This window comes from Methylobacterium jeotgali, from assembly GCF_022179345.1.
Taxonomy (GTDB): Bacteria; Pseudomonadota; Alphaproteobacteria; order Rhizobiales; family Beijerinckiaceae; genus Methylobacterium; species Methylobacterium jeotgali.
Genome location: NZ_BPQR01000020.1, coordinates 45,492 through 58,082, shown reverse-complemented (window position 1 = coordinate 58,082; position 12,591 = coordinate 45,492). Strand labels below are relative to the sequence as shown.

At 71.7% G+C, this 12,591-nt stretch carries 11 protein-coding genes; 6 read left to right on the top strand and 5 right to left on the bottom strand.

Translation table 11 applies throughout. The features are described 5' to 3' along the window. Positions 1-193: 193 nt before the first annotated feature. The gene (locus MFF04_RS06460) at positions 194-1,810 is read right to left on the bottom strand and encodes a phosphoenolpyruvate carboxykinase (RefSeq protein ID WP_238274631.1); all 1,617 of its coding nucleotides are present in this window, start codon (positions 1,808-1,810) and stop codon (positions 194-196) included. Positions 1,811-2,177: 367 nt separating this feature from the next. On the opposite strand from MFF04_RS06460, the gene recR reads away from it, so the two are divergent. The 4 genes from recR (at position 2,178) to truA (ending at position 5,350) form a co-directional block, all read left to right on the top strand. After that, the gene (gene recR, locus MFF04_RS06455; RefSeq protein WP_238274630.1) at positions 2,178-2,783 is read left to right on the top strand and encodes a recombination mediator RecR; all 606 of its coding nucleotides are present in this window, start codon (positions 2,178-2,180) and stop codon (positions 2,781-2,783) included. Between the two features lie 123 nt (positions 2,784-2,906). After that, positions 2,907-3,425 carry a peptide deformylase gene (locus MFF04_RS06450; protein ID WP_238274629.1) on the top strand — a complete coding sequence of 173 codons (519 nt, stop codon included), beginning with the start codon at positions 2,907-2,909 and terminating at the stop codon, positions 3,423-3,425. Positions 3,426-3,448: 23 nt separating this feature from the next. Next, entirely contained in the window at positions 3,449-4,378 is a 930-nt protein-coding gene (fmt, locus tag MFF04_RS06445; RefSeq protein WP_238274628.1) for a methionyl-tRNA formyltransferase, read from the top strand. Between the two features lie 207 nt (positions 4,379-4,585). Beyond that, positions 4,586-5,350 carry a tRNA pseudouridine(38-40) synthase TruA gene (gene truA, locus MFF04_RS06440; protein ID WP_238274627.1) on the top strand — a complete coding sequence of 255 codons (765 nt, stop codon included), beginning with the start codon at positions 4,586-4,588 and terminating at the stop codon, positions 5,348-5,350. Here truA and dapE read toward each other — a convergent pair. Then, complete coding sequence (gene dapE / locus MFF04_RS06435) at positions 5,329-6,495, bottom strand: succinyl-diaminopimelate desuccinylase (protein WP_238274626.1); 1,167 nt, start codon at positions 6,493-6,495, stop codon at positions 5,329-5,331. The genes truA and dapE overlap by 22 nt on opposite strands. Positions 6,496-6,597: 102 nt before the next feature. Between dapE and MFF04_RS06430 the strand changes: the two genes are divergently transcribed. Then, positions 6,598-7,374 (top strand): HesA/MoeB/ThiF family protein, encoded by a 777-nt coding sequence (locus MFF04_RS06430; RefSeq protein WP_238274625.1) that lies wholly within the window; start codon positions 6,598-6,600, stop codon positions 7,372-7,374. Between the two features lie 7 nt (positions 7,375-7,381). Here the strand turns inward: MFF04_RS06430 and MFF04_RS06425 are convergent, their stop codons facing one another. The 3 genes from MFF04_RS06425 to pheS form a co-directional block, all read right to left on the bottom strand. Further along, positions 7,382-8,206: a DUF1186 domain-containing protein gene (locus MFF04_RS06425; protein ID WP_238274624.1), complete on the bottom strand. Its 825-nt coding sequence runs from the start codon at positions 8,204-8,206 to the stop codon at positions 7,382-7,384. Further along, the gene (pheT, locus tag MFF04_RS06420) at positions 8,203-10,623 is read right to left on the bottom strand and encodes a phenylalanine--tRNA ligase subunit beta (protein WP_238274623.1); all 2,421 of its coding nucleotides are present in this window, start codon (positions 10,621-10,623) and stop codon (positions 8,203-8,205) included. The genes MFF04_RS06425 and pheT overlap by 4 nt, the downstream gene beginning before the upstream one ends. Before the next feature lie 87 nt (positions 10,624-10,710). Beyond that, positions 10,711-11,790, bottom strand: coding sequence for a phenylalanine--tRNA ligase subunit alpha (gene pheS / locus MFF04_RS06415; RefSeq protein ID WP_238274632.1), 1,080 nt, complete (start codon positions 11,788-11,790; stop codon positions 10,711-10,713). A gap of 139 nt (positions 11,791-11,929) precedes the next feature. Between pheS and MFF04_RS06410 the strand changes: the two genes are divergently transcribed. Next, positions 11,930-12,586 carry a cysteine hydrolase family protein gene (locus MFF04_RS06410; protein ID WP_238274622.1) on the top strand — a complete coding sequence of 219 codons (657 nt, stop codon included), beginning with the start codon at positions 11,930-11,932 and terminating at the stop codon, positions 12,584-12,586. The last annotated feature ends 5 nt before the right edge of the window (positions 12,587-12,591 follow it).

Sequence of the window (12,591 nt, the reverse complement as noted above, 5' to 3'; positions counted from 1 at the left end):
CTCCCGTTTCGGACGATGTTTTCAAGACATCGTCCGAAACGGGAGGTTGCCTCGCATCGAGCGTCTCGGGCCCTCCCGGTGCAGTCGCGCACCGGGGAGACGGTCGGGTGGGATGGGTGGGGCGGTTCGACCGTTTACGCCTCAGCTCTCCGAACGGATCGGAGCGCCGAGGCCGTGGTCCACGAAATCCGTCTCAGGCGGCGATCGCCCGGCTCGGCTCTGCGGCGCGCACGTCGTCGTCCACGTGGGCCTCGAAGCGGCGGAAGTTCTCCTTGAACATCCCGACGAGGCGTGTCGCCGTCTCCGCGAAGAGGCTCTGGCTCGCCCAGGTCGTCTCCGGCCGCAGCACATGCGTCTCGACGCCGGGCACCTCGGTCGGCACCGAGAAGCCGAAATACGGGTCCTTGCGGAAGCTCGCCTGCGCCAGCGAGCCGTCGAGCGCCGCCGAGAGAAGACGGCGCGTCACCCGGATCGGCATGCGCCGTCCGGTGCCGACGCCGCCGCCCGTCCAGCCCGTGTTGACGAGCCAGCAATCGACCCCGTGCTCGGCGATGAGCCGGCGAAGCAGGTTGCCGTAGACGCTTGGATGGCGCGGCATGAAGGGCGCGCCGAAGCAGGTCGAGAAGGTCGCCTCGGGGCCCGCGAGCCCGCGCTCCGTGCCGGCGACCTTGGCGGTGTAGCCGGAGAGGAAGTGGTACATCGCCTCCGCACCGGTCAGCTTGGCGATCGGCGGCATCACCCCGAAGGCGTCGCAGGTGAGCATGACGATGTTCTTCGGGTGCCCCGCCCGGCCGGTGGCGCTGGCATTGGCGATGAAGTCGAGCGGGTAGGCGCAGCGGGTGTTCTCGGTGAGCGAGGCGTCGTCGAAGTCCGGCACCCGCGTGTCGGGATCGATGACGACGTTCTCCATCACCGTGCCGAAGCGCTCGGTGGTGGCGTAGATCTCCGGCTCGGCGTTGCGCGAGAGGCGGATGGTCTTGGCGTAGCAGCCGCCCTCGAAGTTGAAGATGCCCTCGGGCCCCCAGCCGTGCTCGTCGTCGCCGATGAGCTGGCGTGAGGAATCGTTCGAGAGCGTCGTCTTGCCGGTGCCGGACAGCCCGAAGAAGATCGCCGAGGCGCCCTCCGCATCCAGCGCCGCGTTGGCCGAGCAGTGCATCGGCATGACGCCGGCATTCGGCAGGGCGTAGTTGAGATAGGTGAAGACCGACTTCTTCATCTCGCCGGCATAGGCCGAGCCGCCGATGAGGACGATCTTCCGGGTCAGGTCCATGGCGATGACGGTCTTCGAGCGGCAGCCATGGCGGCCGGGGTCTGCCTGGAAGCTCGGCAGGTCGATGATCGTCATCTCCGGCACGTAGCCGGCCAGTTCCGCGCGCTCCGGCCGGATCAGCAGGTTGCGGATGAAGAGCGAGTGCCAGGCGAGCTCCGTGAACACCCGCGCCCGCACCCGGTGCGCCGGGTCGGCGCCGCCGTAGAGATCCTGCGCGAACAGCTCGCGGCCCTCGGCATGGGCGCGGAAGTCCTGGAGCAGGGTCTCGAACTGGTCCGGCGTGATCGCGCCGTTGTTCTCCCACCAGACCTCGCTCTCGGTCGCGGCGTCGCGGACCACGAACTTGTCCTTCGGCGAGCGGCCGGTATGCGTGCCCGTCGTGGCCACCAGGGCGCCACCGCGGGCGAGCCGGGCCTCGCCGCGCCGCAGGGCCTCCTCGCAGAGGACGGGCGCCTCGAGGTTCCAGTGGACAGCCTTCAGGTTGCGCAGGCCGATCGCCTCCGCGCCGCAGGCCGAATTGTACGCACCGATATCGCTCACCGTGATCCCTCCCGAGGGCCCTGATCGCGTGTTGGAAGCCGCATCGGCACGACGCCGCTCCGTCGAGACCGCGTCCGCGCAGTCGTTCAGGACCGCCGCGCGCAGGTTCTCCGCGTTCTCGGGGGCGATGTTGCAGCTTCATGACGATGCGGCGTCAATCGAGAGACCGTCCGTCAACGCGACGGGTCGCCGGATCTGTCAGCCGCTTGCTTGAAAGCTCGCTTCCGGACGCCTGGAAATCTACGATCTGAACAATATATCCAAGATCACGGCGCACACGTCCCTCGCCGCCGCGATCGTTTCCCGTCCGCCCGGCAACGGTCTATGGCAGGCGTTTCCGGCCTCCCATCCCCCGAGTCCCCCGCCCATGCCGCAAGCCGTCGCCGGCCCCGAGATCGAGCGCCTGATCCAGCTCCTCGCCCGCATGCCCGGCCTCGGGCCGCGCTCGGCGCGACGCGCCGCGCTGCAGCTCATCAAGAAGCGCGACACCCTGCTCGCGCCGCTCGGCGAGGCGATGCGGGTCGCCGCCGAGCGCATCGTCGTCTGCCGGGAATGCGGCAACGTCGACACCTGCGATCCATGCACCATCTGTCGCGACTCCGCCCGCGACCGGAGCCTGCTCGTCGTGGTCGAGGACGTCTCCGACCTCTGGGCGCTGGAGCGCTCCGGCGCGGTGCAGGCGCGCTACCACGTGCTCGGCGGCGTGCTCTCGGCCCTAGACGGGGTGCGGCCGGAGCACCTCTCCATCGCCCGTCTGGTGGAGCGGGCGGCGGACCCGGCCGTCACCGAGGTGATCCTGGCGCTCAACGCCACCGTCGACGGCCAGACCACCGCCCACTACGTCACCGAGGCGATGAGCCATCTCGGCCGGCGGATCACGCGGCTGGCCCACGGCGTCCCCGTCGGCGGAGAGCTCGACTATCTCGACGAGGGCACTCTCTCCGCCGCCATCCGCAGCCGCACGGCGTTCTGACGGCGAAGCCGTCGCCCTACCCCGTTGCGGGGGAGGGCAGAGAGAGCGCAGGTCCCTCATTTGACCGGCACCCTGCCCCACCCTATTCGAACGCATCCCCGACGCCTTCACCCCGACCAAGCCATGGCCATCCGTCCCCTCGTCATCCTCCCCGACGCGCGCCTGCGCCTGCCCTCCGAGCCGGTCGGCCCGGTCACCGACGAGATCCGCACGCTTGCCCAGGACATGTTGGAGACCATGTACGACGCCCCCGGCGTCGGCCTCGCCGCGATCCAGATCGGCGTGACGAAGCGGGTCGTGACCATCGACACCTCGAAGGACGAGAACGCCCGCGAGCCGCGCATCTTCCTCGACCCCGAGATCGTCTGGGCCTCGGAGGAGAAGCGCGTCTACGACGAGGGCTGCCTCTCGATCCCGGAGTTCTACGGCGAGGTCGAGCGGCCGGACCGGGTGCGCGTGCGCTTCCGCGACCTCGAGGGCCGCGAACAGGAGATCGAGGCGGACGGGCTCCTCTCCACCTGCATCCAGCACGAGATCGACCACCTCAACGGCGTGCTGTTCATCGACCACCTCTCGAAGCTCAAGCGCGACCGGGTGGTGAAGAAGTTCGCCAAGGCGGCCAAGCGCGGCGAGGCGGCCTGAGCGGGCCGGCGGGGTCGAGCACCATGCGCGTCGTCTTCATGGGCACGCCGGATTTCGCCGTGCCGACGCTCGCGCGCGTTCTGGCCGACGGGCACACGGTGCCGGCTGTCTACACCCGCGCCCCGGCCAAGGCCGGGCGGGGCATGGCGCTCCGCCCTTCCCCCGTCCAGGCGCTGGCCGAGCGCCACGGCCTGCCGGTGCTGACCCCGGCCTCGCTGAAGGGCGACGAAGCAGCGGAGACCTTCCGCCGGCACGAGGCGGACGTCGCGGTCGTCGTCGCCTACGGGCTGCTGCTCCCTCAAGCCATCCTCGACACGCCGCGGCACGGCTGCCTGAACCTGCACGGCTCGCTCCTGCCCCGCTGGCGCGGCGCCGCACCGATCCAGCGGGCGGTGATGGCGGGCGACGCCGAGAGCGGCGTCGGGATCATGCGCATGGAGGCCGGGCTCGACACCGGCCCCGTCGCGCTGGAAGCCCGCCTGCCGATCACGCCCGGCGTGACGGCGGGCGACCTGCACGACGCGCTGATGCCGCTGGGCGCCGACCTGATGGCCGAGGCGCTCCGCCGGCTCGAAACGGACGGCCTCGCCTTCACGCCGCAGGCCGACGAAGGTGTGCTCTACGCCGCCAAGATCGGCAACGACGAGGCCCGCATCGCCTGGGACCGCCCGGCGGAGGAGGTCGCCGCGCACATCAACGGGCTCTCGCCCTTCCCCGGCGCCTTCTTCGAGGCCGATCTCGGCAAGGGCCCGGAGCGGGTGAAGGTGCTGCGCGCAGAGGCCGCCGAGGGCAGTGGCTCCCCCGGCACGCTCCTCGACGCGGAGGGCACGATCGCCTGCGCTACGGGCGCCGTGCATCTCACGGAGTTGCGCCGCGCCGGAAAGGGCGGCACCGCGAGCGGCGCGGAGTTCTTGCGAGGCGCGCGGCTCGAGCCCGGCGCGCGGCTGGCATGAGGACCCACGGCCTCCTCCCTCCCCGCTCTGCGGGGTGGGTGGCCTCTGTGTCGGCAGGGGTCGGGAGAGGGGAACCCAGCTTCCGAGAGAGGCGCTGCCCTTCACGCCTGCCGCGTCCTCTCCTGCACCGTCGCTCCCCTCTCCCGACCCGCTTCGGAGGCCACCCTCCCCCGCAGAGCGGGGAGGAATAAGCCGCGGCTGAGCGCGATGCCCCGCTACCGGCTCCTCATCGAGTACGACGGCGCGCCCTTCTGCGGCTGGCAGCGGCAGGCGGAGGATGCGACCGTGCAGGGCGCCGTCGAGGCCGCCGTGGAACGCTTCTCCGGCGAGGCCGCTCGGCTCACCTGCGCCGGCCGCACCGATGCCGGCGTCCACGCCACCGGTCAGGTCGCCCATCTCGACCTCGCGAAGGCGTGGCGCACGGACACGGTGCGCGACGCGATCAACGCGCATCTTCGCCCCCTCCCCGTGGCGGTGATCGCTGCGGACCTCGTCGGGCCGGAGTTCGACGCTCGCCACTCGGCGATCCGTCGGCACTACCGCTACCGCATCCTCAACCGGCGCAGCCCCGCCGCGCTCGTCCGGCCTTACGTCTGGCATGTGCCCTGGGCGCTCGACGCCGAGGCGATGCACGCCGCGGCGCAACGCCTGCTCGGCCGGCACGATTTCTCCGCCTTCCGCGCCGCCGAGTGCCAAGCCGCGAGCCCGGTGCGGACGCTCGAGCGCCTCGACGTCGCCCGCGAGGCCGCCGGGCCCCTGGAGGAGATCGTGGTGACGACCCACGCCCGCTCCTTCCTGCACCATCAGGTGCGCAGCATGGTCGGCACGCTGATGCTGGCGGGCTCGCATCGGCTCACGCCCGACGACGTGGCTGCCATCCTCGCAGCGCGGGACCGCAGCCGCTGCGGCCCCATGGCCCCGGCCTGCGGGCTGACGCTGACCGGCGTCGACTACGCCGACGCCGGGAAGTAAGCGTCGAGCACCCGCCGGTAGATCGCGGTCAGCCGCTCCAAGTCGGCCACCGCCACGCACTCGTCCGTGCGGTGCATGGTCTCCCCGACGAGGCCGAACTCGATCACCGGGCAGGCGTCCTTGATGAAGCGCGCGTCCGAGGTGCCTCCCGTGGTGGAAAGCTCCGGCCGCAGGCCCGTCTCGGCCTCGACCGCGTCGGAGACGAGGCCGACGAAGGCGTCGGGCTCCGTCAGGAAGGCGGGCGAATTCGAAGGTTGAATGTCGAGCGCGAAGCGCACGCCCCCGGCCGCCGCGTCGAGCCGGCGGCGGATCTCGGCGCCGAGGCTGTCCGCCGTCCAGGTATCGTTGAAGCGCACGTTGAACACGGCGGTCGCCAGGGCCGGGATGACGTTGGTGGCCGGGTTGCCGACATCGAGCGTCGTGAGCTCGAGGTTCGAGGCGTCGAAATGCGCGGTGCCGCCGTCGAGCGGTTCGGCGAGCAGCGCCTGAGCGAGCCGAAGCATCCCCGGAATCGGGTTCTCCGCCCGGTGCGGGTAGGCCACGTGCCCCTGCCTACCGTGGACGGTGATGCGGCCGCTGAGCGAGCCCCGCCGGCCGATCTTGATCATCTCGCCGAGGCGGCCGGGGTTCGTAGGCTCGCCGAGCAGGCAGTGGTCGAAGCGCTCCCCTCGCGCCCGCGCCCACTCGAGGAGCTTGACGGTGCCGTTGACCGCAGGTCCCTCCTCGTCCCCCGTGACGAGGAAGCCGATGGCACCGCCGAATTCCGGCCCGCGCTCGCGGAGGAAGTCGAGAGTCGCGGCCATCATGCAGGCGAGCCCGCCCTTCATGTCGACGGCCCCGCGCCCGTAGAGCAGCCCGTCCTCGACCGTGCCCGCGAAAGGCCCGTGCCGCCAGGCGCCCTCGTCGCCCGGCGGCACCACGTCGGTGTGGCCGGCCAGCAGAAGGCAGCGGCCCTCGCCGATGCGGGCGACCAGGTTCTCGATGCTCGGCGTTCCGGGCTCGGAGAAGACCGGCCGCTCCACGGCGAACCCGGCTTCGGCCAGCACCCCCGCCATCAGCGCCAGCGCGCCGCCCTCCTGCGGCGTCACCGAGGGGCAGCGGATCAGGGCGCGGGCGAGGTCGAGGGCGGAGGGTTCAGAGGCCATGGCCGGATCCGGTAGATTGACCGGACGCCCTCATGCGCCCCGCCCCGCCCTCCGGCAAGCCACGCTCTTCCGCCCGCGCCCGCGCCGGCTTATCTCGCGGGCATGGCCCTCGCTCCCGAAGAAGTCGAACGCTACGCCCGCCATCTCGTGCTGCCGGAGGTCGGCGGGCCGGGGCAGAACCGGCTCAAGGCCGCGCGGGTGCTGGTGGTCGGCGCCGGCGGGCTCGGAGCGCCGCTGATCCAGTATCTGGCGGCCGCCGGCATCGGCACCATCGGCATCGCCGACGACGACACCGTCTCGCTCTCGAACCTCCAGCGGCAGGTCATCCACCGCACCGGCGACATCGGCCGCCCCAAGGTCGAAAGCGCCGCCGAGGCCGTGGCCGCCCTCAACCCACATGTGAAGGTCGTGTCCCACCCGTTCCGCCTCACGGAGGCGAACGCAGAGGAAACTATTGCCGGCTACGACATCGTCGCGGACGGCTCCGACAACTTCGCCACCCGCTACGCGGTCTCGGACGCCTGCTTCCATGCGAAACGACCGCTGGTGACGGCGGCGCTCGGCCGCTTCGACGGCTCGCTCACGACGCTGCGTCCCCACGAGACCGGCCCGGACGGCCGCCCGAACCCGACCTATCGCTGCCTCTTCCCGAGCCCGCCGCCGCCGGGAAGCGTGCCGCCCTGCGCCGAGGCCGGCGTGCTCGGGGCGCTCGCCGGAGTCATGGGCTCGCTGATGGCGATGGAGGTGGTGCGCGCGATCACCGGGTTCGGCGAGCCCCTCGTCGGCCGCCTCCTGATGGTCGACGCCCGCTCGATGCGCTTCGAGACGCTGGGCTATGGCTGGGACGAGACGAACCCGCTGAGCGGCACAGTGCGCTGAGCGAGGCTCACGCGGCCTTCCCGAGGCAGCACTTCTTGAACTTCAGGCCGCTGCCGCAGGGGCAGGGATCGTTGCGGCCGACATCCTTCCACGGGTTCCTGACCGGCTCGCCGGCGCCCTCCGCCGTCCAGGCCAGCGCTGCGACCGGGTCGTCGAGGGTGCCGAGGCCGCGCTCCTCGAAGTCGCGAAGCGAGTCCGGGCGCATCCGAGCCCGCCGCAGGGTGGTCTTGAACCACTCGGCGTCGCTGAACTCGCCGGTCAGGCGGCGATCCCGGCGGGCGGCCTCGACGCGGGGGGCGAGGTCCGCGAGCCCGAGGAGCGCGATCGCCTCCTCCCAGCCGACCCACCCCAGCTCCTCCACCGCGACGCGCTTGTCGTCGAAGCGGGCGAGGACGTCGCGGAACGCGTCCCGCGGCAAGAGGCCCTGGTGGGCGAGGAAGGCGGCGGCGCCGAGCACCTCGTTGCGCACGCCGTCGTCCAGGGTCGAATCGAGGGCGAGGCGGAACAGACCCTCGCTGGAGCCGTCGTGGAGGCTCGCCAGCACCCGCGCCAGCGTCTCGGTCAGCGCGTCGCCGAACAGGGCGTCGAGGCTGTCCCCGTCCTGGCGCAGCAGGGCGAGCAGCGGGGCGAAGGCGCGGGTCTCGCGGGCTCCGGCGAGCGCGTGCAGCCCCCAGAACACGAGGTTGCCCTCGGCCTCGTCCAGCTCGACACCGGAAGCGGCCGCCTCCATCGCGGCGAGCACCGGCGCCAGGATCGCATCGGGCTGTCCTTGAGCCCGCCGCAGCGCGTCCTCCGGCAGGTGCCGGGCCTCGCGGAGCGCCGCGACGGTCATGCCCGCAGCGTCGCGCCGGTCTTGCGGGAGACCTCCGCGACGATGCGGGCGCTGACCGCCTCGATCTCGGCGTCGGTCAGCGTCTTCTCGACGGGCTGGAGCGTGACGGCGATGGCCACCGACTTCGAGCCCTCCGGCACGCCCGCGCCCTCGTAGACGTCGAACACGTCGACACCCGTCACGAGCTTGCGTTCGGCGCTGGCCGCGGCCTTCACCACCTCGCCCGCCGCCACGTCGCGGGAGACCACGAAAGCGAAGTCGCGGGAGATCGGCTGGAAGTCCGAGAGCGCGAGCGCCGGCTTCACCTTGGTCGGGCGATGCTTCGGCAGCGGCAGCGCGTCGAGGGTGATCTCGAAGGCGACGATCACGCCCTTGAGACCAAGCGCCTTGGCGACGCGGGGATGGACCTCGCCGAAATGGCCGACGACGGTCTTCGGCCCGAACTGGAGCGTGCCGGAGCGGCCGGGATGCAGCCAGGCGGGGCCGCCCGCCGCGACCTGGAGGCCGCCGGTCGGCACGCCGAGGGCGGCGAGGAGCGCCATGGCGTCCGCCTTGGCCTCGAAGGCGTCGACGGGCCCGGCCGCGCCGTCCCAGTGGCGGCCGGCGCCGGCATGGCCGCCGGTGCCGCGCCGGACGGCGGCTGCGCGGATGCTCTGGCCCTCCGGCTCGTCGGAGGCGAAGCACTGGCCGACCTCGAACAGGGCGGCATCCGGGTAGCCCCGGTCGGCGTTGCGCTGCGCGGCGCGCAACAGCCCCGGCACCAGGCTCGGGCGCATGTCCGAGAGTTCGGAGGCGATGGGGTTGGCGAGCGCCAGCGAGGGCGCGCCGCCGCCGAACAGCACCGCATCCTCCCGCGGGATGAACGACCAGGTGACGGCCTCCAGCAGCCCGCGGCTGGCGAGAGCCCGCCGCGCGAGGCGGGTACGCTTCTGAAGCGGCGTCAGGACGGCGGTCGCGACGTGGCTCTGGCGCGGCAGGGGCTTCGGCTCGATGCGGTCGAGGCCGGCGATGCGCACGATCTCCTCGACGAGGTCGGCCTTGCCCTCGATGTCCGGGCGCCAGGAAGGCGGCAGCACCTTCACCCGGTCGCCGGAGCCGGCGATGTGGAAGCCGAGGGATTCGAGGCTCACCTTCATCTCTGCCCGCGACAACTCGATGCCGGCGAGCCGGCGCACCTCCGTCCAGGGGAAGTCGATGACGTGGGAGGTCTCCGGCGGCTCGCCGGCGATCGCCGGATCGCTCGGGCTGCCGCCGCAGATGTCGGTGACGAGGCGGGTGGCGAGGTCGAGGCCGGCCAGCGCGAAGGCCGGGTCGACGCCCCGCTCGAAACGGTAGCGGGCGTCGGTGATGATCCCGAGCCGGCGCCCGGTCTGAGCGATGTTGGCGGGGCTCCACAGGGCCGACTCGATGAGCACGTCGGTGGTGGACTCGTCGCAGCCCGTGGCCTCGCCGCCGATGATGCCGCCGATCGACTCGACGCCGTTCCCGTCGGCGATCACCACCATCTCGTCGGTGAGCGCATAGGTGCGGCCGTCGAGGGCCGCGAGGCTCTCGCCCTCGCGGGCCCGGCGCACGGTGAGCGCGCCCGCGACCTTGGCGGCGTCGAAGACGTGGAGCGGCCGGCCCCGGTCGAACGTCATGTAGTTGGTGATGTCGACCAGCGCGTTGATCGGGCGCAGTCCGATCGCCCGCAGACGCGCCTGCATCCAGTCCGGCGAGGGCCCGTTGCGCACGCCGCGCACGAGGCGGAGCGCGAAGTACGGACAGAGCCCGCGGTCGTAATCGTCGAAGTCGAGGGTGACGGCAGCCGGCGCCGGGCCCTCGCCGCGCACCGGCGGCATCGGCTCGCGCTTGAGCACGCCGAGGCCCGTCGCCGCGAGGTCGCGGGCGATGCCGTGGACGGAGGTGCAGTCCGGGCGGTTCGGCGTCAGGTTGATCTCGATGACCGGATCGTCGAGCCCGGCCCAGACCGCGTAGGGCGTGCCGACCGGCGCATCGGCGGGCAGGTCGAGGATGCCGTCACCATCGTCGCCGAGGCCGAGCTCGGCGCCCGAGCAGAGCATCCCACGGCTCTCGACCCCGCGTATGGTGCCGACCGAGAGGGTGATGTCCTTGCCCGGCACGTAGGTGCCGGGAGGGGCGAACACCGAGAGCATGCCGGCGCGCGCGTTCGGCGCCCCGCATACGACCTGCACGGGCGCGCCCTCGCCGGTCTCGACGCTGCAGACCCGCAGCCGGTCGGCGTTCGGGTGCTGCTCGGCGGTGAGGACCCGCGCGATGACGTAGGGCTTCAGCGCCGCCGCCTTGTCCTCGACGCGCTCGACCTCGAGCCCGATGCGGGTGAGCGTCTCGGCGACGGTCTCCAGCGAGGCCGCCGTGTCGAGATGGTCCTTGAGCCAGGAGAGGGTGAATTTCATTTCTTCGGACCTTGGCCCGGCGATCCATGCGGTGGACGGGTCGCCAAGGAAGATAGGAACACCGAGCGGAACACGGCGAACGGCGGTTCAGCTCGTCAACCCGCCCACCAGGCTCGGCACGTCGAGCGGCCGGAAGCCGTAGTGCTGGAGCCAGCGCACGTCCGCCTCGAAGAAGGGGCGCAGGTCCGGCATGCCGTACTTGAGCATGGCGATGCGGTCGATGCCGACGCCGAAGGCGAAACCCTGGACGCTGTCCGGATCGAGGCCGCAGTTGCGCAGCACGTTCGGGTGGACCATGCCGCAGCCGAGGATCTCGAGCCAGTCTTCGCCCTCGCCGAAGCGGATCTCGCCGCCCTTGCGCGAGCACTGGATGTCGACCTCCGCCGAGGGCTCGGTGAAGGGGAAGAACGAGGGGCGGAAGCGCATCTTCACGCCGTCGACCTCGAAGAACGTCCGGCAGAACTCCTCCAGCACCCATCTCAGGTTGGCGAAGTTCGCCGAACGGTCGATCACCAGCCCCTCGACCTGATGGAACATCGGCGTGTGGGTCTGGTCGGAATCGTGCCGGTAGGTGCGGCCCGGGATGATCACCCGGATCGGCGGCTCCTTCGCCCGCATGGTGCGAATCTGGACCGGCGAGGTGTGGGTGCGCAGCACCTTGCGCTTTCCGTCACGGTCGGGGGGCAGGAAGAACGTGTCGTGCATCTCGCGCGCCGGGTGGCCGGGCGGGAAGTTGAGCGCCGTGAAGTTGAGCTCGTCCGTCTCGATGTCCGGCCCCTCGGCCACAGAGAAGCCCATGTCGGAGAAGATCGCGGTGATCTCGTCGATGACCTGGCTGATCGGGTGGATGCGCCCGCGCGCCTCCGGCGCCTCGCGGACGGGCAGCGTGACGTCGACCCGCTCGGCGGCGAGGCGGGCTTCCAGCGCCGCCTCGGCCAGCGCGTCGCGGCGCTGGGTCAAGGCGCCCTGCACCCGGTCGCGCAGACCGTTGATGAGGGGCCCGCGCTCCTTGCGCTCGTCGGGCGTCATGGCGCCGAGTGTCTTCAGAAGCTCGGAGACGCTGCCCTTCTTGCCGAGCGCCGCGACGCGAACGGTCTCCAGCGCGGCCTCGTCGGAGGCGGCGTCAACCTGAGCGAGAAGGTCGCGTTCGAGTTCTGCGAAGTCCATCGTCTGATGCCGGGGGCTGCGGTTCGGCGCGGCTTCTGGCACGCTCACCGGACCTTGTCGAGAAACGGACGGCGGGGCCGCCGTCATTGAACGCTGGTCGGGCGCTGCTAGTGTAGCGCGCGATGACGGGAGGACCGCCTTGACGCGCATCCACGGACTGCCGGTGCTCCGCACCCTCGAGGACGTCTGCGCCTCGGGGACGCTGGCTTTCCTGATCTACGACATGCAGGCGGGCATCTGCAGCCAGATCAAGGGCGCGGACGCGGTGACGAAAGTGGTGGTCGATCTGCGCGGCGCCTGCCGCGAGGCCGGCGTGCCGGTGGTCTACACCCGCCACCTGTCGCTGCCGAAGCCCTGGACCGGGAGCTTCGCCACCCGGATGGGCATGGCCTGGCAGCGCACCGACGATCCGGAGGCCGTGAAGCCCTGGTTCCTGCGCGACAGCCCGGCCTTCGCCCTCGTGCCCGAACTCGCGCCGGACGCGGACGAGATCGTCTTCGACAAGCTCGCGATGTCGGCCTTCGAGGGAACGCCGCTGACCTTCGCGTTGCGAGACCGCGGCATCGCGGCGCTCGCCATCGCAGGGATCGCCACCGAAATCGGCATCGAACCGACGGTGCGGCACGCGGCCGATCTCGGCATCGTACCCATCGTCGTCACGGACGCCTGCGCCGGAGGTCATGCCGAGGCGGCGGAGCGCAGCCTCGAGAGCCTGCGCTTCATGGGCGATGCCATCCTCACGGACAGCGCGACCTTCCGGGCGGCATTCGCAACGTCCAGCGGCGCGCCCCGCTAGAGGAC

Coding starts and splice junctions, on each gene's coding strand:
- MFF04_RS06430 (WP_238274625.1), top strand. CDS start 6,598: ATGGCCCTCGCTCCCGAAGAAGTCGAACGCTACGCCCGCCATCTCGTG.
- MFF04_RS06450 (WP_238274629.1), top strand. CDS start 2,907: ATGGCCATCCGTCCCCTCGTCATCCTCCCCGACGCGCGCCTGCGCCTG.
- recR (WP_238274630.1), top strand. CDS start 2,178: ATGCCGCAAGCCGTCGCCGGCCCCGAGATCGAGCGCCTGATCCAGCTC.
- pheT (WP_238274623.1), bottom strand. CDS start 10,623: ATGAAATTCACCCTCTCCTGGCTCAAGGACCATCTCGACACGGCGGCC.
- dapE (WP_238274626.1), bottom strand. CDS start 6,495: ATGGCCTCTGAACCCTCCGCCCTCGACCTCGCCCGCGCCCTGATCCGC.
- truA (WP_238274627.1), top strand. CDS start 4,586: ATGCCCCGCTACCGGCTCCTCATCGAGTACGACGGCGCGCCCTTCTGC.
- fmt (WP_238274628.1), top strand. CDS start 3,449: ATGCGCGTCGTCTTCATGGGCACGCCGGATTTCGCCGTGCCGACGCTC.
- MFF04_RS06425 (WP_238274624.1), bottom strand. CDS start 8,206: ATGACCGTCGCGGCGCTCCGCGAGGCCCGGCACCTGCCGGAGGACGCG.
- pheS (WP_238274632.1), bottom strand. CDS start 11,790: ATGGACTTCGCAGAACTCGAACGCGACCTTCTCGCTCAGGTTGACGCC.